Origin of the sequence: Rhodococcus sp. NPDC060084 (assembly GCF_042730335.1) — a bacterium.
In the GTDB taxonomy this organism is placed as follows: Bacteria; Actinomycetota; Actinomycetes; order Mycobacteriales; family Mycobacteriaceae; genus Rhodococcus.
On the sequence record NZ_JBHWWX010000030.1, the window covers coordinates 34,507 to 52,746 of the forward strand.

Below are 18,240 nucleotides of genomic sequence, written 5' to 3' on the forward strand. Positions count from 1 at the left end.
GGGCCGACGGGCGTAACCGTCGGCCCCGGCAGTCGCTCTCCGATCAATATTCTGGATTGTACGGAAACACTAGAAAACCAGAACACTCCTCACCTGAACGACGAATCCCACCTCAGCCCATACCCGAGGGCTGATTTCAGGAGGCGCCGGCGGTGAGTTCGAGAATCGTGATCTCGGGGGGAGCGCCGACCCGAACGGGCGGGCCCCAGGCGCCGGTGCCCTGCGACGTGTAGATCAAGGTGTCGCCGAACCGGTCGAGCCCGGTCACCGTGGGATTGGCGAGTGAGACCAACGGACGTAGCGGCCACATCTGTCCGCCGTGCGTGTGTCCCGACAGTTGCAGGTCCACGCCGCGCTCACGCGCTTCGAGGACATGCTTGGGCTGGTGCGCGGCGAGCACCACGACCGTGCCGGGTTCGATGCCGTCGAGCGCGGCCGACATGTCTGCGGTGTGTGGTTCCGGCGCCGTGTAGTCGTGAACTCCGGCAAGCGCGATCGTGTCGCCGCCCCGCGTGAGAACGACGTGCTCGTTGCGCAATGTCTGTACCCCGAGGGTTTCCCAGTGGTCGAGCCACGAAATGCCGTCGTCCGCGTAGTACTCGTGATTGCCACTGACACCGAAGACGCCGAGAGGTGCACGCAGGTCGCGAAGCGGTTCGAGGTCCTCTCCGGCGAGGGCCACGGTGCCGTCGACCAGGTCGCCGCCGAGGACCACCAGGTCGGGTTGTTGCGCGTTCACCAGGTCGACGACGCGGCGCACGAAGTCGGCACCGCGAGCGGGTCCGGCGTGCAGGTCGGTCACGAGCGCGACGCGGGTCCCCTCGAATCCGGCGGGGAGCCGACGCAGGGGTACGCGGACGTCGACCACGCGCGGACGCGCGGCCTCGACGACGCCGTAGGTGACGGCACCGACCGATGCGACGACGAGTGTCGCGGTTGCGATGCGGATGGCTCGGCGCCGGGACGGGTCGGCAGGCTCGTCGGTGCGGGGCCTCGAGCGGTCACGAACGCGCCGGACGAGCCGTGCCCCGAGAGCGAAGAGGCCGATGAGCAGGACCCCGAGCCCGAGGTACAGCACGACGGCGAGCCAGGTCCACCCGAGGAACCCGATCGGCCGTGCCCACGACGGGTCGAGCGTGGTACCTACCGAACCGGCGGCGATGGCGAAGACCGCGAGCACTACAAGCGCGAGGTCTGCGCCGAGGGCGGCGCGACCGGTCACACCGGGCGCGCGGACGAGCCGACGATGCAACCAATACGTGATGAGGGCGAAGAAGCTCGCCATGACAAGCAATCTGAGCACGGTCAGGACGCCAGCTTCCGGATGATGTCGACGAGGGCGGCGCCCTCGGTGGAGGGGACGGTCTCGAGTGTTCCGCCGGTGCGGTCGGCGACCGCTCGCAACGCGGAGAGGTCGTCGGCGGACTCGCCCAGGACGACGAGATTCACACGGACGGGTTTGTCGGGGGAGGCAAGCTCGTCGACCGTGGCGAGGAGACCGGCCACGTCGGTGTCGCTGCTGTCGATCACTGCGAGCACGACGTTCGGGCGGGTGGGGTCGTACTTGTCCACTGCGTCGCGGTATGCGGCGGACAGCGCGGCACTCACGGGCTCGTCCTCGGTGAGGGTGACGCCGTCCAGTGCGCTGCCGAGCGCTGTTCTCTTCGCCGCGGTCAGCCCGTCCCGTTCCACCGCGATCCGGTATCCGGGTGCGGCGTCGGAGAACACGTACATGCCGATCACGGACGTGTCGGGGGAGCGGCGGACGAGGAGATCGAGGGCGTCGTCGGTGTGGGCGAGGCGAGTGCCGTCGCCGTCCACGGTCGACATCGACTGCGATGTGTCGACGACGAAGGTGACCTTGCCGGGCGGCACCGGCTCGATGCGGGTGCGGAGCAGTGCGTCGGTGACGACACGGGGGGCGGGAACGAGCGTCGAGTCCACGCGGGGAAGGCGGATGGTGTCGATGGGCGCGGGCACTTCGTCGCCGACCCGGAAACCGTTCTCGACCAACAGGTGCGTCTGCTCGGGCTTGCGCACGTAATCGACGAACTCTGCCGCGGCGCGCGAGAGGGTCTCGTCGACCCACGGGGCATCCACGACGGCAGCCGGGAAATCCGCCACCGGGGTGGCACCGACGGGAAGATAGCCGGACAAGCCGCGTACCGCGTTACCGTCGAGCGAGGTGTACAACTGCTGCTCGACGACCGGCACCGCGTGGACCGGCGCCGAGACGTCGGCCCGGGCGCCGAGCGCCGCGAGTGCGTCGGTCGTCGTGGGCCCGGCGGTCGGCCCGAGCGCATTGGCGCCGAGCGCCAGTTCGGTGACGGCGGTGACAGCGGCCGGGGACTCGGCCTGTTCGACGGTGAGCGGGCCGGTGCCGGCGCCGGTGACCGCCGCGGCGACTCCCTCGAGGGCGAGCGCGGTGGCGTCGGTGCGTTCGCCGGTGGGCAGCGCGAGTGCGAGCTGTCCCCACGCGTCGAGGCCCACGGCGCGCATCGCAGCCGGGTCGCGCTGGAGCTTCGGGAGATCGTCCCATCCGACCGCTGAGCTGGTCAGCGCGCGGCCGAGATCGTCGGGAACGGCGAGCACGACCGGGGAGGTGGCGAGGGAGCGGGCTTGCCCGTCGACGGCGGTGGTGGCGCGTTCGGCGGCGCGGGAATCGAGGGGCACCCACAGGGCGGGCTCGGGCCCGAGGGCGGTGTTCCACGGCGTGTCCGAGCCGAGGCTCGCCGCGACGGGAGCCGATTCGGCGGCGAACACCTGCGCGGTGACGCAGTGGTCGCGGATGACGGGAGCGACGTCTGTGCTCCACCGGTCGGCGAGCGTGGTCAGTGTCGGAGCGATCAGAGGGTCGGCGGCGATCCGGAGTACGGCGTCGCCTTCGACACATGTTGCGGCGGCGTCCGCGCCCTGCCTGTCGATTCGTTCGCGTAGCTGGAACCAGCCGAAGACGGCGACCACGAGCAGGAGGAGTGCCACAACCACCACGATCACGCTTGTGCTGATGCCTCGCGCACCGTCGCCGCGATGTCTCCCGCTCACGTCTGGGTTCGCCTCGTTTCGTCGTGAATCCGGTCGAATCCGACCGGCTACAGCAGTCTAGTGATGCCGCCGAAGGCGCTGTACGCGGTGCAGCCCGTAGTGCGGACGGGTATTACAGGGCAGGGCCCCGGTCCTTCTCGGATCGGGGCCCTGCTGCGCGAGGCGGGTGTGCCGGTGCCGGCGTTCTGTCAGGCGAACGTGGCCTTGTACTCGCGGCGGCGGCGGTGCAGGATCGGCTCGGTGTAGCCGCTGGGCTGCGTGGTGCCTTCGAGGATGAGTTCCTTGGCTGCCTGGAACGCGATGTTGCCGGCGAAGTCCGGGCCCATCGGCCGGTAGGTGGCGTCACCTTCGTTCTGACGGTCGACGACGGGTGCCATGCGTTCGAGGGATTCGATGACGTCGGCTTCGGTGACGACACCGTGGCGGATCCAGTTGGCGAGCAGCTGGCTGGAGATGCGCAGGGTGGCGCGGTCTTCCATCAGTGCCACGTCGTGGATGTCGGGGACCTTGGAGCACCCGACACCGTGGTCGATCCACCGCACCACGTAGCCGAGGATCGACTGGCAGTTGTTGTCGAGTTCCTCACGCTTCTCGGCGTCCGACCAGTTCGGGTTCTCGGCGAGCGGGATGGTGAGGATGTCGTCGAGCGTGGCCCGGGTCTTGCCCTTGAGCTCGTCCTGCACCGCGAAGACGTCGACCTCGTGGTAGTGGGTGGCGTGCAGCGTCGCCCCGGTGGGGGACGGCACCCAGGCGGTGTTGGCGCCGGCCTTGGGCTGGCCGATCTTCTGCACGAGCATGTCGTGCATGAGGTCGGTCATGGCCCACATGCCCTTGCCGATCTGTGCCTTGCCCTGCAGGCCGGCGGCGAGACCGGTGTCGACGTTCCAGTCCTCGTAGGCGGCGATCCACTTCTGCTGCTTCATCGCGGCCTTGCGCACGACCGGGCCCGCCTCCATGGAGGTGTGGATCTCGTCCCCGGTGCGGTCGAGGAAGCCGGTGTTGATGAAGGCGACGCGCTCGGATGCGGCTTCGATGCAGGCGGCGAGGTTGACCGTGGTGCGGCGTTCCTCGTCCATGATGCCGACCTTGAGCGTGTTGGCGGGCAGGCCGAGGATCTCCTCGACGCGGCCGAACAGTTCGGTCGTGAACGCGGATTCTTCGGGGCCGTGCTGCTTGGGCTTGACGATGTAGATCGAGCCGGTGCGGCTGTTGAGCAGCGGCCCGTGCTCGTCGTCGCCGTAGAGGCCGTGGCTGGCGCACAGGCTGGTGACGAGAGCGTCGAGGATGCCTTCGGGCACCTCGTTGCCGTCGCGGTCGAGGATCGCGGGGTTGGTCATGAGGTGACCGACGTTGCGGACGAACAGCAGCGAACGTCCGTGCAGTTCGAGGTCGCTGCCGTCGAGCGCGGTGTAGACGCGGTTCGGTGCCAGGGTGCGGGTAAGGGTTTTGCCGCCCTTGGAGAACGATTCGGACAGGTCGCCGCGGTTGAGGCCGAGCCAGTTGCGGTAGCCGATGACCTTGTCCTCGGCGTCCACGGCGGCGACGGAGTCTTCGAAGTCCATGATCGTGGTGACCGCGGATTCGAGGACGACGTCCTTGACGCCGGCGGCGTCGGTGCTGCCGATGGGGGATTCGGCGTCGATCTGGATCTCGATGTGCAGGCCGTTGTTGCGCAGCAGCACGGAGGTGGGGGCGGCCTTGTCGCCGAGGTAGCCGACGAGCTTCTCGGGCTGGGCCAGACCGGTGACGGTGCCGTCCGCCAGGGTGACCCGGAGTTCGGTGCCGTCGATGGCGTAGTTGGTGGAGTCGACGTGAGATCCCTCAGCGAGCGGGACGGCCTTGTCGAGGAAGTCGCGGGCCCAGGCGATCACCTTGTCGCCGCGCACCTTGTTGTATCCGGTGCCCTTCTCGGCGCCGTCGTCCTCGGGGATGGCGTCGGTGCCGTACAGCGCGTCGTACAGCGAACCCCAACGGGCGTTGGACGCGTTGAGCGCGAAGCGGGCGTTGAGGACGGGGACGACGAGCTGCGGTCCGGCCGTGGTCGCGATCTCGCTGTCGATATTCGCCGTGGTGATCTCGAAGGGCTCGGGGGCGGGGACGAGGTACCCGATCTCCTCGAGGAACGCCTTGTACGCGACGGGGTCGTGGGGCTGCCCGGCGCGGTCGCGGTGCCAGGTGTCGATGCGGCTCTGCAGATCGTCGCGCTTGGCGAGCAGCTCTCGGTTTTTGGGGGCCAGCTCGTGGATGATCTTGTCTGCACCGTCCCAGAACGCGGCTGCGTCTACCCCCGTGCCGGGGATCGCTTCGTCGTTGACGAAGTCGTAGAGCACCTTTGCGATGTGGAGTCCACCGATTTGCACGCGTTCTGTCATTAGCCTCACTCTTTCCGGTTGCGGTGCGCCCGGGGCAGCGCCACGGGTGCTTGCACGAAAAACTCCAGTTATGTTACCCGCCGGTAGCAGTAGGGGTGTCGGGTCGACACGCGCGCAGGGCGGAGCAGCGATTGAGCAGTTCCTCACGGAGGGCCGCGGCGCGAGTGGTGAGCGCCGACTGCTCGCGGACGTACTGTGCGCGTCCGGCGGCAGTCTCGATGGCGACGGGCGAGTAGCCGTAGCCGCTCAGATCATACGGGCTGGCCCGCATGTCCAATTCGCGAGCCGCCGACGCCAGCCGGAAACAGTCGAGCACCAGATCGGAGTCGACCAGCGGGGAGAGCTTGAAGCACCACTTGTAGAGGTCCATCCCCGCGTGCAGGCACCCGGGTTGTTCCCGGTCCGTCCGGCTGTCCTGGGTGAGTGCCGAGGCGTTGCGCGACGCGGCCTCCGGGGTGAAGAAACGGAACGCGTCGTAATGGGTGCATCGAAGCTGCATTGATTTCACCACGTCGTCCGTGCCCTGGTGGCCGAGGCGCAGCGGCACCGACGAGTGCCGGACGTCCTCGGTTCCGGTGCGGTACACCATCGCCCATTCGTGCAGACCGAAGCACCCCAGCTGGGCCGGACGGGACGCGGTGGCCGCGAGCAGACCGGCGACGAAGTCCACCGTGCCGGAGCGGTGCGCAAGGACCGCCTCGCTCACCCGGACCGCGGGCACGCCGTCCACCTCGAGCCGCTCGTAGCCGGGATGATCCCGGTAGTCGCGGGTCGCGGCACCGAGCAGGATCGTCCCGTAACCGGGATGCCAGAACCGCAACTTGCCGGGCCGGTAGTTGTAGTAGGTGAACAGGAAGTCGTGCACCGGGTGCGTCTCGTCGGCCGCGCGCCGCCGCAGATGGTCGGCCAGCAGGGCGTCCGCCGCGGCGTGGTGACGGTCGCGGCGACCGGTCCAGTCCGCCTCCGCGAGCACGGTCGGGGCGGCACCGGGGGTGGGATCGGTCATGGGGCGCGGCGCTCCGGGGGTTCTGCGACGCGGTGGGTGGCGTCGCGGACGGTACCGACGAACTCCTCGACGAGATCTTCGAGCGCCACGATGCCGATCACGGTGCCGGCGGCATCGACGACCCCGCCGAGATGCGAACTGGTGCGGCGCAGCACCGACAGCGCCTCGTCCAGCGCGACACTCGGGCGGATCGACGGCAGCGGCCGGATGGTGTCGGCGGCGATGACGGCGTCGGGACCGGCGTTCGGATCTCCGACGAGGTCGAGGACATCCTTGATGTGCACGTAACCGTTGATCGTGCCGGTCGGTGCCTGGGCGGGGTAGCGGGAGAACCCGGTCGCGATGACCGCCTGCTCGATCGCGCCGAGCGTGGTGGTGCCGGTCGCCGTGACAGGCACGGTCCGCACGGCCGCGAGCGGGATCATGACGTCGGCGACGGTGCGGTTGCTGGTGCTCAGCGCCCGGGTGAGGCGGCGATGCTGTTCCTCGTCGAGCAGACCCTCGGAACGGGACTCACCGATCATCTCCGACAGTTCGAGGGCGGTGACGGTGACCTCGAGTTCGTCCTTGGGTTCGACACGCATCAGCCGCAGCACCCCGTTGGCGCACACGTTGTAGAACGCGATGAGCAACCGGGCCGGTCGCATGAACATCAGATGGGCGGGGACGAGCAGCATCGCGGTGCGTTCCGGGCCGGCAATGGCGATGTTCTTGGGGACCATCTCGCCGAGCAGAATGTGCAGCACGACCACCAGGCTCAGGGCCAGGGTGAAGGCGATGGGATGCAGCCACGCCTCGGAGATCCCGACGAGGTGCAGGGGCCGTTCGATCAGGTGCGCGAGCGCGGGTTCGCCGACCCGGCCGAGCAGGATCGAGCAGATGGTGATGCCGAGTTGGGACCCGGCGAGCATCAGGGAGAGGTGCTCGCCCGCGTCGACGACGGTCTGCGCGCGTTTCCGGCCCTGGGCGACGAGCGTTTCGAGGCGGTCCCGCCGGGCGCTGATGAGTGAGAACTCCGCGCCGACGAAGAACGCGTTGCCGGCGAGCAGTACGACGGTGAGGGCGACGGCGATCCAGTCGTTCATCGGGCGTCACCGTCCGGGGTCTCCGAGGAATCCGTTGTCTCCGAGGATCCCGTGTCACCGAGGTGCCCGGATTCAGGGTCACCGGACTCGGGAACATCGGATTCGGGGTCGTCGTCCGGTTCGCCGGGGACGAGGAGAACCCGGTCGATCCGGTGACCGTCCATCTCGAGGATCTGCGCGTACCAGGGCCGGTGTTCCTCCCCGGGGCGGGCCGGCAGGACGATCTCGTCCCCGACGTCCGGGATGCGGCCCAGTTCGGTGAGGAACAGGCCCGCCAGAGTTTCGTAGTCTCCCTCGGGGGCCTGGTAGCCGGTCAGCTGGGCGAGTTCGTCGGTGCGGAGCAGACCCGCGCACGACCAGCCGATGCCCTGCGGGTGCGCGTCGAGTTCCGGTTCGTCGTGCTCGTCGCGGACATCGCCGACGATTTCTTCGATGAGATCCTCCATGGTGACCAGGCCGGCGGTGCCGCCGTATTCGTCGACGACCAGCGCGACCTGCATGCCGTCGGCGCGGACCCGTTCCATCACGGCGTCCCCGTCGAGACTGGAGGGCACGTTGGGCACCCGGCGGGCCAGGGTGTGGACCGGCGTGGTGGCCCGTGCGGCGGCCGGGACGGTGAACGCGTGTTTGACGTGGACGACACCGAGGGTGTCGTCGAGGTCGCCGTCGACGACCGGGAACCGGGAGTAGCCGGTGCGGTCGGAGCGGTCGATCAGGTCGAGGACGGTGTCGTTGCGGTCCAGCGACTCGATGGTCACACGCGGAGTCATGAGATCGGCGGCGGTGCGCTCACCGAACTGCAGGGACCGGTCGACGAGTTGGGCGGTGCTCTCGTCCAGGACGCCGCTGACGGCGGACGCGCGGACCAACGAGCCCAGTTCCTGCGGCGACCGCGCCGAGCGCAGTTCGTCGGCGGGTTCGATGCCCAGGCGCCGGACGATGTAGTTGGCGCTGCCGTTGAGCCCGTTGATGGCCCACTTGAACACGAGGGAGAACCCGGCTTGCAGGCCTGCGGTGGCCCTGGCGGTGGCCAGGGGCCGCGCGATGGCGAGGTTCTTGGGGACGAGTTCGCCGAAGATCATGGAGAACGAGGTGGCCAGGATCAGCGCGACGATCAGCGACACGGTGCCGGACGCGGACTCGCTCAGCCCGACCGCGGTGAGCAGCGGGTCGAGGAAGCGGGCGAGGACGGGTTCGGCGAGGTAGCCGGTGATCAGGGTGGTGATGGTGATGCCGAGCTGTGCTCCGGAGAGCTGGAACGACAGGGTGCGGTGTGCGTGCTGCACCTGCCGGGCGCGCAGGTCGCCGCCTCGGGCTTCGGCGTCGACGGTGCTGCGTTCGAGGGCCGTGAGGGAGAATTCGGCCGCGACGAAGAGCGCGGTTCCGGCGGTCAAGGCAACGAAGCCGACCAGGCTGAGGACGGACAGGATCACGGAAGTCACATCCGCTCCCGTGGGTGCTGAGTGTCGCCGGGGTGGTCACCCGGCTCGGTAGGGGAGCCCTCCGGACCGGCGGAGTCGGGCTCCGCAGTGGCTTCGGGTACTGACCTGCGGGAAGAGGGTGCCGCGGGCACCGGGTTCCTTTCGTCTGGTCCGGGACGGGGAGAGGAAGCGGCCGCCCGGACGTCGTGTGAAAGTCCTCATTCTACTGAGGGGGATGCGGTGTTGTCGCCGCGGCGCCGAACCGCCCCCGGTCGGCGGCGGGTGCGACGGTTCGCCGGCCGTCGGCCTACGGTGTGGTCGGGACCGCGGAACGGATCCGTGCTCGCGCCCTCGGACGAAGGAGTATCGACCATGACTGCAGGAACCCCTGGCGGACGTATCCCGAGCCGGTGGGAGGAGATCACGGCGGCAGATCCGTCGCATTCGACCTGGTACGTGGAGCGGTTCCGGGAGTTGGCGGCACAGGGCCAGGACACCGTCGGTGAGGCCAGGCTGGTCGACGCCATGGTCGAGCGCGGGGCGCGGGTACTCGACGCGGGCTGCGGTCCGGGCCGGCTGGGCGGATATCTGCATCGCGCCGGACACCAGGTCGTCGGCGTGGATGTCGATCCGGTGCTCATCGCCGCGGCGGAGGAGGACCATCCCGGTCCGCGCTGGCTGGTCGGGGATCTCGCGGAACTGGATCTGCCGGCGCGGGGGGTGACGGGCGCGTTCGACGTGATCGTCTGTGCGGGCAACGTGATGACGTTCGTGGCGCCGCAGACGCGGGATGCGGTCCTGGCGGGATTCGTCCGGCACCTCGCCGACCGCGGGCGTGTCGTGGTGGGATTCGGCGCCGGCCGGGACTACGAATTCGCGGAGTTCTTCGCCGATGCGGAGCGGGCCGGACTGACGGTCGACCTGCGCCTGTCGACGTGGGATCTGCGTCCCTTCACCGAGGATTCGGGTTTTCTGGTGGCGGTGTTGTCGCGGGCGTAGCGACCTCGGGGGCGGGAGCTTCCGCCCGCGACAGCGCGATGGTGGTGACGAACATGACGAGCACCGCCCCGGCGACGAGGACCATGCCGGCGCCGCCGACCTGCAGGTGTTCACCGAGCACGACGACACCGAGGAACATCGCACCGAGCGGTTCGCCGACGGTGAGGGCGGGGAGAGACGCGGACAGCGGCCCGACCTGAAATGCTCGTTGTTGCAGGTAGTAGCCGCCGACACCGGCGACGACGAGCATCCAGACCTGCCAGGAGGTCAGTACCGCGACAGGCCCGTCCTCGAACAGGTCGGTGACGTGTTTGGTGAGGGCGGCCACGACCCCGTACAGCAGACCGCCGGCGGTACCGAGCAGGGTCGCGCGGACGCCGGGGGTCAGCCGCGTGGTCTGGGCCGGGGCGGCGCCGAGCGCCGCGGCGGCCGCGGTGACGGCGAGGACCGCGCCGAGGGGCAGCGCCCAGCGGGTGGCGGCCGCGTCGGTGGTCCCGGCGGCGGGGTTGCCGACGATCAGGAAGATCGCCAGCGCCGCGCAGAGCGCTGCGGCGAGCAGCCAGGTGCTGCGGGTGAGGCGGTAGCCGCCGAAATAGGCGGCGAGAGGTAGCGCGAAGAGCAGCGAGCTCACCATCAGCGGCTGCACGACGAGCACCGAGCCGAGGGCGAGCGCCGCGATCTGGAATCCGTAGCCGGCGGTGTCGCCGACCGCGCCGGCCCACCAGCGAGGGTTGCGCAGCAGTGAGCTGACCAGGTTGCCGGTTTCGGGGACGGCGGCGGCGGATCGTTGCTGCGCGACCCCGGCGATCGCGGTCAGCACCGCGGCGGCGAGTGCGCACGCCACGGATGCTGCCGCGAGGCCGTTCACGGCGAGGTCAGGCGCTGACTTCGCTGTGGTCGCCGCTCCACAGGGTATGGAACTTGCCCGGCTTGTCGATCCGCTCGTAGGTGTGCGCTCCGAAGTAGTCGCGCTGACCCTGGGTCAGGGCGGCGGGGAGCCGTTCGGCGCGCAGCCCGTCGTAGTACGACAGCGACGACGCGAACGCGGGAATCGGGATGCCCAGCGTGGTGGCGGTGACCACCACCCGGCGCCAGCTGTCGATGCCCGCTTCGATGGCGTCACGGAAGTACGGGGCGAGGATCAGGCTGGGCAGGTCGGGGTCCGCGTCGTACGCCTCTTTGATGCGGTTGAGGAACTGGGCGCGGATGATGCAGCCGCCGCGCCAGATGGTGGCGAGGGCGGCGCGGTCGACGTTCCAGCCGTACTCGGCGCTGCCCGCCGCGATCTGGTCGAATCCCTGGGCGTAGGCGACGATCTTCGACGCGTACAGGGCGGCGCGGATGTCCTCGGTGAACTGGGCGGCGTCGGTGGGGGCGGCGCCGAGCGTGCCGCCGGTGAGTCCGCGGGCGGCGGCGCGCTGGTCGCGGGAGCCGGACAGGGCGCGCGCGAAGACCGCTTCGGCGATGCCGGTGACGGGCACACCGAGGTCGAGGGCGGATTTGACGGTCCAGCGGCCGGTGCCCTTCTGTTCGGCGGCGTCGACGATCACGTCGACGAGGGGCTTGCCGGTCGCGGCGTCGGTCTGGCGGAGCACCTCCGCGGTGATCTCGATGAGGTACGACTCGAGGGTGCCGGTGTTCCACTCGGAGAACACGTCGGCGATCGCTGCGGCGTCGTGGCCGAGCGCGTCGCGCAACAGCTGGTAGGCCTCGCCGATGAGCTGCATGTCGGCGTATTCGATGCCGTTGTGCACCATCTTCACGAAGTGGCCGGCGCCGTCGGGGCCGATGTGGGTGCAGCACGGGATGCCGTCGACGTGGGCGGCGACGGTCTCGAGGAGCGGGCCGACGGCGCTGTAGGACTCGGCGGGCCCGCCGGGCATGATCGAGGGGCCGTTGAGTGCGCCTTCCTCGCCGCCGGAGATACCGGCGCCGATGAAGTGCAGGCCACGCTCGCGCAGCGCTGCTTCGCGGCGGATGGTGTCGGTGTAGAGGGCGTTACCGCCGTCGATGATGATGTCGCCCGGTTCCATCGCCCCGGCCAGTTCCTCGATCACCGCGTCGGTGGCGTCGCCGGCCTTGACCATGATGAGGACGCGGCGGGGTTTCTCGAGTGCGGCGACGAATTCTTCGATGGTTTCGGTGCGCACGAACGTGCCGTCGGAGCCGTGCTCGGCGAGCAGCGCGTCGGTCTTGCCGATGCTGCGGTTGTGCAGGGCGACGGTGTATCCGTGGCGGGCGAAGTTACGGGCGATGTTCGACCCCATGACGGCCAGGCCGGTCACGCCGATCTGGGCTTGGGGTGTCGCGGTGTGTTCGACGGTCATGGGTACAGCTTCCCCCGAAACGGGGTGGGATCGAAATCGGCGCGGGGTCAGTGCGCGAGCAGGCGGCTCAGCTCGGTGAGCCACGGTACGGCGACGGCGACGGTGGGCACCACCAGGATCGCGGCGGCGGCGATGTAGGCGCCGGCGGAGATACGCAGGTCGGGTCCCGGATCGGCGAGTCGCCGCACCCGGAGCACGGTGCTCGGTCCCCCGGCGGCCAGGGCGCCCTTCGGGGTGGAGGTGCCGGCGCACGCGACCAGCGCCCGGGCGAGGGGGGTCGGCCCGGTCACGCGGACCGCGGAGTCGTCGGCGAGCATCTCCACGAGCGTCTGCACCGAGCCGAGGGCGGAACGGGACCGCACCCAGCGGGGGAAGGCTTCGTACACGGAGGTGAACGCCTCGAGGACGAGGTCGTGGCGGGCCCGCAGGTGCGAGTGTTCGTGGCAGAGGATGGCGCGGAGTTCGGCGTCGCTGAGGTTGTCGAGGGTGCCGGCGCTGAGCACCACGCGGTGGCGCAGGCCGGGAAGGCAGTATGCGATGGGGTCGGCGGAGTCGAGGATCCGGACGTGCGGGTGGCGTCGGACGACCTCGCGGGAGTCGCGGTTGTCGAGAAGGTCGACGAGCATCCGGTGCCGGGACCGGCGACGGCGGGTACGGACCGCGACGCGCAGCATGGAGTAGATCAGGCGAGCACCGATGAGCAGGGTCAGGGCGAGCACCACGATGTAGGTAAGCCAGAGCGGCAGACCGAGCGCTTCGATTTCGCGGAGCGGCTCGGTGGTGGGCCGGCCGTCGGCCCCGGGGACGAGGAGCCGGCTGGCGATGGCGAGCCCGCTGCTGAACGCGGACAGGACCGCGGCCAGCGCGATCGCCTGCCAGAGCACGAGCGCCGCACGCGGGTTGCGGTGCGGCCAGGTGGCACGGGCGAGGAGCCCGGGCACCGGACCCGCGAGAAGCAGCGCGAGTATCCCGAAGAACAGCGCTGTGGGGGCGTTCATGGCATCGAGTGTGTCAGCTCGCGCGCCCGGAGCCGTGTTCGCCCAGCGTGGCGGTGGTGCCCGACTGCTGGGCTTCGAGTTCGGCGAGTGCGGCGCGCAGTGCTTCGGCTTCGTCGGCGCCGACGCGGCCGACGAAGTGGACGAGGGCGGCCGCGCGGCCGGCGGTTTCGTCGGCTTGATCGAGGGCGTCCACCATGAGGTTGGCGACGAGTTCGTCGCGGCCGTGGACGGGCATGTAGCGGTGGGCGCGGTCGTCGCGCTGCTGGACCACCAGGTTTTTCTTCGCGAGCCGTTGCAGCACCGTCATGACGGTGGTGTACGCCAGGTTGCGGCGGGTGGACAGGGCTTCGTGGACCTGCCGGACCGTCTGGGGTTCGGTGGAGGACCACAGGTGGTCCATCACTGCTCGCTCGAGTTCGCCTAGTGCTGCCATGGTCCGATTCTACGGATTTCTCCGACGTTTGTGCGTACTACCCCGGGTCGTAGCCTCGGCGGGGTCGTGATCAGGGAGTTTCGGCAATTCCGGGCGTGTGCGCCGGGGCCACGGGACCCCCGACTGCGCCGTAGACGTGCCGGGTGCCGATCGGGATGATCAGCGGCCGGCCGGACACCGGATCCTCGATCACCGACGCGTCGAGATCGAACACCTCGGCGAGCAGTTCGGCGGAGATCACCTCCGAGGGCGGACCGGAGCGCACGATGCGGCCGTCCTTCATCACCACGAGGTGGTCGCTGTAGCGGACGGCGAGGTTGAGGTCGTGCAGGACCATCACGACGGTGCGGCCGAGTTCGCTGTGCAACCGGTCGACGAGGTCGAGCACTTCCACCGAGTGCGCGAGGTCGAGGTAGGTGGTGGGTTCGTCGAGCAGCAGGATGTCGGTGCCTTGCGCGAGTGCCATGGAGATCCAGGCGCGTTGGCGCTGGCCGCCGGACAATTCGTCGACCGGCCGGTCCGCGAGGTCGGCGATGCCGGTGCGGTCGAGCGCGGCGGCGACTTCGCCCTCGTCGTCGGACGACCATTGGCGCAGCCACGACTGGTGAGGGTGCCGGCCGCGGGCGACGAGGTCGGCGACGGTCAGTCCTTCGGGGGCGAGGGGCGCTTGCGGCAGCATCCCGAGCACGCGGGCGACGTCGCGGGTGCGCATCGTGGTGATGTTGCGGCCGTCGAGCAGGATCTGCCCGGTGCGGGGTTTGAGCAGTCGGCTCAGCGACCGCAGCAGGGTCGATTTGCCGCAGCCGTTGGGTCCGATGATGGTGGTGATGACGCCGGTGGGGATCTCCAGGTCGAGGTCGTCGATGATCAGCCGATCCCCGTAGCCGAGCCCGATGTGTTCGGCGACCAGACGGGTCGCCGGGGCAGCCTCGGGGTGTTCGGTGTCCGAGGCGGCGGGGGTGTGGGTGTCGGTCACGCGGAGACCTTCCGGTTGGAGCGCACGAGCAAGTACAGCAGGAACGGGCCGCCGAGCGCGGAGGTGACGAGACCGACGGGCAGTGGTACGGGCAGGATCGTACGGGCGATGAGGTCGGCGCCGACGACGAGCAGCGCCCCGGTCAGTGCGGACGCGATGATCGGCGGCCCCGCGGACTTGACCAGACGGACTGCGATCTGGGGGGCGGCGAGCGCGACGAACCCGACGGGTCCGGCCGCGGCGGTGGCGACCGCGGCAAGGGTGCAGGCGGTGATCAGCAGCAGGGCCTGCTGCGTTTGCAGCGGCACCCCGAGGGAGCGCGCCGTGTCGTCGCCGAGGCGCAGCGCACCGACGGTGAACGACGAGACGGTGGCCCACGCGCCGAGGACGAGCAGAACCAGGGCGGCCGGGGCCACCTGGTTCCAGGAGACGCCGTTGAGTGATCCGGTGAGCCACACCTGGGCGCGGGAGACGTCGTTGATGTCGGCGGAGACCAGCATCCAGTTGGTGAGGGCGAGCAGCATCGCGTTGATGCCGATGCCGATGAGGACGAGCCGGAACCCTTCGACGCCGTTGCGCCAGGCGAGCAGGTAGATGACCGCGGCGGTGAGCAGGGCACCGGCGAGGGCCGCCAGCGGCAACCCGAGGGTGGCGAGGATGCCGACGACGGATCCGCCGCCGGTGAGGACGATCAGGGCGACCGCGGCGGCGCTCGCACCGGCGGTGATGCCGAGGATGTCGGGGCTGGCGAGGGCGTTGCGGGACAGCGACTGCGTGATCGCGCCGGCCACGGCGAGGGCGGCGCCGACGACGATCGCGCCGACCGCCCGGGGCAGTCGCAGGTCGAAGACGACGAATCGCTCGAGGCGGGAGCCGCCGCCGAAGAGCACCTCGATGACCTGGGGAACCGACATCGGGTAGTCGCCACGTCCGAGCGACACACAGGTGAGCAGGAAGGTGGCGACAGCGATCAGGGCGCACACCAGCACCATGCGGCCGCGCCAGACCACCGAGAACGGTCCGATGCGGAACGCGTGCCGGCCGGGCACGGCGGTGGAGATCTGGATCGGCGAGCGGCGCCGCGCGCCGTCGACGGGGGCCGTGAGGGGCGTGGGGCTCTCGGTGCCGGGGGTGGTGGTCACAGTGCCACCAGCTTCCGGCGTCGCACCAGGGCGATGAAGAACGGGGCGCCGATGAGTGCGAGCACGATCCCGACCTGCAGTTCGCCGGGGCGCACCACGATGCGGCCGATCACGTCGGCGAGTACGAGCAGGACGCCTCCGAGCAGCCCGGCGTAGGGCAGCAGCCATCGGTAGTCGGGCCCGGTGATCGCGCGGGCGATGTGCGGGACGATCAGGCCGACGAAGGCGATCGGTCCGCAGGCTGCGGTGGCTGCGCCGGTCAGGACGGTGATGGCGGCGATGCCGACCACGCGGGTGAGGACGACGTTGGTGCCGAGGGAGCGGGCGACGTCGTCACCGAGGCTGAGCACGTTGAGCGACGGTGTGCCCGCGATGGCGACGACGAGTCCGGCGACGAGGAACGGGAGGACCTGCCAGAGCACGTCCATGCCGCGGCCGGCGACGGAGCCGACCACCCAGAATCGGTAGCCGTCGAGGCTGGTCTGGTCGAGCAGGACGATGGTCTGGATCATCGCCTGCAGGAAGAAGGCGACGGCTGCGCCGGCCAGGGCGAGGCTCAGTGGGCTCGAGCGGCCGTTGCCGACGGAGGCGAAGCCGAACACGACGATGCTCGAGAGCATGGCGCCGGCGAACGCGAACCACAGGTATTGGGCGGGGGTGGTGACGCCGAACAGGTAGATCGCGAGCACCACCATGAACGCGGCACCGGCGTTGATGCCGAGCAGGCCGGCGTCGGCGAGGGGGTTGCGGGTGTGCCCTTGGATGAGGGCCCCGGCGACGCCGAGTGCGATGCCGACGATCAGGGCGAGCAGGGTGCGAGGGATGCGGAGCGAGTGCACGATCAGGTCGGTTTCGGCGCCGTCGTTGACGGCGAGCGCGTGGTAGACCTCGGCGAAGGACATGGGCCGGGCACCGATGGCGATGCTGGCGAGCAGGACGAGCACGAGGAGAACTGCCAGGACGGCGAGGCCGAGGAGTCGGCGGCGGCGCATCGCGGGGAGGCTGGTGTCGGCCGGTCGGGGCGTGAAGCCGTCGTGGACGGCGGCCTTGACGGTGACGGTGTCGGTGCCGCGCCGCAGGAGTGCGGCCCGGGCGCCGACCGGTGCGCTGGTGACGGTGTCGCGGGTGACCAGGCCCAGCCACTGTTTGCCGAGGCTCTGTCCGGTGCGGCCTTCGCGGAGTCCGCGATTCCACCACAGCACCGCTGCGGCGATGAGGACGGCTGCGGTGCCGAACACGATGCGGTCGGCCTGCCCGCCGCCGTGTGCGTCGCCGAGGGTGTCGACCACCAGGGCGCCGATGGCGAGGGGGAGGGCGACGAGTGCGAGGTCGAGGAGTTCGGCGGCGACGCGACGCCCCGTGGTGGGCGGGGTGATCGGGGTGGACGCCGGTGGGGCGGCGTCGCGGTGGGGGGTGGTGGTCACGTGCGCGGGGTGCTCCTCGGGAGGGATCGCGAGTGGGACTGCGGATCTAGGAGTTAGGTTACGGAATCCTATGTGGCGGCGGGAGGGGGTGCCCGGGGGAACGGGAACGGGAGGGTTGCGCGCTCCCGCCCGGACTGCGATGGTTAGGCTTACCTAATTAACGGGACCCGTCGATCAGGAGGTCGGATGACGACTCTGCTGCTGCCGTCACCCGCGGCCGCTCCCACCCCCGTCCGCGCGTTCGACGACACGCGCCGGCGACTGGAATCACTCACCGCGAGAGCGCCGCGCGTGTACGCGGTCGCGTGCGTGGACGAGGAACCGCGGCGACGCTGGTGGTACCTCGGGGGAATGGAGCGCACGCACCGCATCGAGTTGCTCTACGCCCGGGCGCGCGAAGACGTCGAGGATCCCCGCATCGCCGCGGAACAGGTCGCCGCAGCGCTCATCCATGCGGTGACCGGACGCGTGCTCGCCCCGTATGTCTTGGACGGCCGCGTGTGGGATCCGGGACTGGACAATCTCTGGCTGCATCAGGACAGCGACGGCTGCATCGACTGGGCGGGTGTCGCCGACGACACGCTGCGGGTTCTGCCGGACGATCGCGCCGCCGACTCCGGCGACGTGGTGGTGCTGCCGTGCGAGGAGGCGATGGCCGTGTGGACGGCGCATCGCGCCGTCACTGCCCTGACGGCGGTGCACGGCGCCGTCTGCCGGTCCGCGCCCCTCGACGGTCCGCGATTCTGGGCCATGGTGGGCCGGTCCGTGGTGACCGGTGCGGCGCAACTGCCGATTCTCGGCGGCGGATCCCGGCGGGTCGCCGCGCGCCGGGGGCAAATTCTCCTCGACGCGTTCGTCGCAGCAGGGTTTCCGGTTCGAGGTCTTGTGAAATAAGGGCAGCCTTCCCTATAGTGGGGATGTTCGCGCAACAACGGACCGCGCGGGAGTCCTGAGGGCTGCAGTGATTCCCGGGTCCATACCGACGGCGGGCCCCACGAGCACTCGTGGGGCC

Annotated in this window: 15 protein-coding genes; 2 read left to right on the plus strand and 13 right to left on the minus strand. The window is 70.0% G+C overall.

All coding sequences use genetic code 11. From position 1 onward, the window contains the following. Positions 1–136: 136 nt before the first annotated feature. From ACFWBU_RS15475 to ACFWBU_RS15500, 6 genes are all read right to left on the minus strand, one after another. On the minus strand, positions 137–1,303 hold the full coding sequence (locus ACFWBU_RS15475; RefSeq protein WP_378528669.1) for a metallophosphoesterase: 1,167 nt from the start codon (positions 1,301–1,303) through the stop codon (positions 137–139). A 2-nt stretch (positions 1,304–1,305) separates the two neighbouring features. After that, positions 1,306–3,045: a substrate-binding domain-containing protein gene (locus tag ACFWBU_RS15480; protein WP_378528670.1), complete on the minus strand. Its 1,740-nt coding sequence runs from the start codon at positions 3,043–3,045 to the stop codon at positions 1,306–1,308. Between the two features lie 188 nt (positions 3,046–3,233). Beyond that, positions 3,234–5,417 (minus strand): malate synthase G, encoded by a 2,184-nt coding sequence (locus tag ACFWBU_RS15485; protein WP_169622337.1) that lies wholly within the window; start codon positions 5,415–5,417, stop codon positions 3,234–3,236. A gap of 73 nt (positions 5,418–5,490) precedes the next feature. Further along, positions 5,491–6,423, minus strand: a complete 933-nt coding sequence (locus tag ACFWBU_RS15490; RefSeq protein ID WP_378528671.1) for a 3-methyladenine DNA glycosylase — start codon at positions 6,421–6,423, stop codon at positions 5,491–5,493. Further along, positions 6,420–7,508 carry a hemolysin family protein gene (locus ACFWBU_RS15495; protein ID WP_378528672.1) on the minus strand — a complete coding sequence of 363 codons (1,089 nt, stop codon included), beginning with the start codon at positions 7,506–7,508 and terminating at the stop codon, positions 6,420–6,422. Before ACFWBU_RS15495 ends, ACFWBU_RS15490 begins: the two co-directional genes overlap by 4 nt. Then, on the minus strand, positions 7,505–8,950 hold the full coding sequence (locus tag ACFWBU_RS15500) for a hemolysin family protein (protein ID WP_378528673.1): 1,446 nt from the start codon (positions 8,948–8,950) through the stop codon (positions 7,505–7,507). Before ACFWBU_RS15500 ends, ACFWBU_RS15495 begins: the two co-directional genes overlap by 4 nt. 351 nt (positions 8,951–9,301) lie before the next feature. Here ACFWBU_RS15500 and ACFWBU_RS15505 point away from each other — a divergent pair, with 351 nt between their 5' ends. Further along, the gene (locus ACFWBU_RS15505) at positions 9,302–9,928 is read left to right on the plus strand and encodes a class I SAM-dependent methyltransferase (RefSeq protein ID WP_378528674.1); all 627 of its coding nucleotides are present in this window, start codon (positions 9,302–9,304) and stop codon (positions 9,926–9,928) included. On the opposite strand, the gene ACFWBU_RS15510 is transcribed toward ACFWBU_RS15505, so the two are convergent. The 7 genes from ACFWBU_RS15510 to ACFWBU_RS15540 all read right to left on the minus strand — a co-directional run bounded on the left by ACFWBU_RS15510 (position 9,882) and on the right by ACFWBU_RS15540 (position 17,228). Continuing rightward, positions 9,882–10,796 carry a DMT family transporter gene (locus tag ACFWBU_RS15510; protein WP_378528675.1) on the minus strand — a complete coding sequence of 305 codons (915 nt, stop codon included), beginning with the start codon at positions 10,794–10,796 and terminating at the stop codon, positions 9,882–9,884. The two genes, ACFWBU_RS15505 and ACFWBU_RS15510, sit on opposite strands and share 47 nt — an antisense overlap. Before the next feature lie 7 nt (positions 10,797–10,803). Then, positions 10,804–12,255: an NADP-dependent phosphogluconate dehydrogenase gene (gene gndA, locus ACFWBU_RS15515; protein WP_169622331.1), complete on the minus strand. Its 1,452-nt coding sequence runs from the start codon at positions 12,253–12,255 to the stop codon at positions 10,804–10,806. Positions 12,256–12,302: 47 nt separating this feature from the next. Continuing rightward, a complete protein-coding gene (locus ACFWBU_RS15520) occupies positions 12,303–13,253 on the minus strand; it encodes a M48 family metalloprotease (RefSeq protein WP_378528676.1) in 951 nt (316 codons plus the stop codon). Positions 13,254–13,266: 13 nt separating this feature from the next. Beyond that, entirely contained in the window at positions 13,267–13,686 is a 420-nt protein-coding gene (locus tag ACFWBU_RS15525; RefSeq protein WP_169622329.1) for a BlaI/MecI/CopY family transcriptional regulator, read from the minus strand. A gap of 70 nt (positions 13,687–13,756) precedes the next feature. Continuing rightward, on the minus strand, positions 13,757–14,662 hold the full coding sequence (locus ACFWBU_RS15530) for an ABC transporter ATP-binding protein (RefSeq protein WP_169622328.1): 906 nt from the start codon (positions 14,660–14,662) through the stop codon (positions 13,757–13,759). Next, the gene (locus ACFWBU_RS15535) at positions 14,659–15,654 is read right to left on the minus strand and encodes an iron chelate uptake ABC transporter family permease subunit (protein WP_206037251.1); all 996 of its coding nucleotides are present in this window, start codon (positions 15,652–15,654) and stop codon (positions 14,659–14,661) included. Before ACFWBU_RS15535 ends, ACFWBU_RS15530 begins: the two co-directional genes overlap by 4 nt. Before the next feature lie 146 nt (positions 15,655–15,800). After that, complete coding sequence (locus ACFWBU_RS15540) at positions 15,801–17,228, minus strand: iron chelate uptake ABC transporter family permease subunit (protein ID WP_378528677.1); 1,428 nt, start codon at positions 17,226–17,228, stop codon at positions 15,801–15,803. A gap of 186 nt (positions 17,229–17,414) precedes the next feature. Here ACFWBU_RS15540 and ACFWBU_RS15545 point away from each other — a divergent pair, with 186 nt between their 5' ends. Continuing rightward, positions 17,415–18,122, plus strand: coding sequence for a hypothetical protein (locus tag ACFWBU_RS15545; RefSeq protein WP_378528678.1), 708 nt, complete (start codon positions 17,415–17,417; stop codon positions 18,120–18,122). Positions 18,123–18,240: the final 118 nt, after the last annotated feature.

What these genes read in the sequence shown, in the direction of transcription:
- ACFWBU_RS15485 (WP_169622337.1), bottom strand. Translation starts at nt 5,417, where the DNA reads ATGACAGAACGCGTGCAAATCGGTGGACTCCACATCGCAAAGGTGCTC.
- ACFWBU_RS15490 (WP_378528671.1), bottom strand. Translation starts at nt 6,423, where the DNA reads ATGACCGATCCCACCCCCGGTGCCGCCCCGACCGTGCTCGCGGAGGCG.
- ACFWBU_RS15495 (WP_378528672.1), bottom strand. Translation starts at nt 7,508, where the DNA reads ATGAACGACTGGATCGCCGTCGCCCTCACCGTCGTACTGCTCGCCGGC.
- ACFWBU_RS15505 (WP_378528674.1), top strand. Translation starts at nt 9,302, where the DNA reads ATGACTGCAGGAACCCCTGGCGGACGTATCCCGAGCCGGTGGGAGGAG.
- gndA (WP_169622331.1), bottom strand. Translation starts at nt 12,255, where the DNA reads ATGACCGTCGAACACACCGCGACACCCCAAGCCCAGATCGGCGTGACC.
- ACFWBU_RS15520 (WP_378528676.1), bottom strand. Translation starts at nt 13,253, where the DNA reads ATGAACGCCCCCACAGCGCTGTTCTTCGGGATACTCGCGCTGCTTCTC.
- ACFWBU_RS15525 (WP_169622329.1), bottom strand. Translation starts at nt 13,686, where the DNA reads ATGGCAGCACTAGGCGAACTCGAGCGAGCAGTGATGGACCACCTGTGG.
- ACFWBU_RS15535 (WP_206037251.1), bottom strand. Translation starts at nt 15,654, where the DNA reads ATGGTGCTGGTGTGCGCCCTGATCGCTGTCGCCACCTTCCTGCTCACC.
- ACFWBU_RS15545 (WP_378528678.1), top strand. Translation starts at nt 17,415, where the DNA reads ATGACGACTCTGCTGCTGCCGTCACCCGCGGCCGCTCCCACCCCCGTC.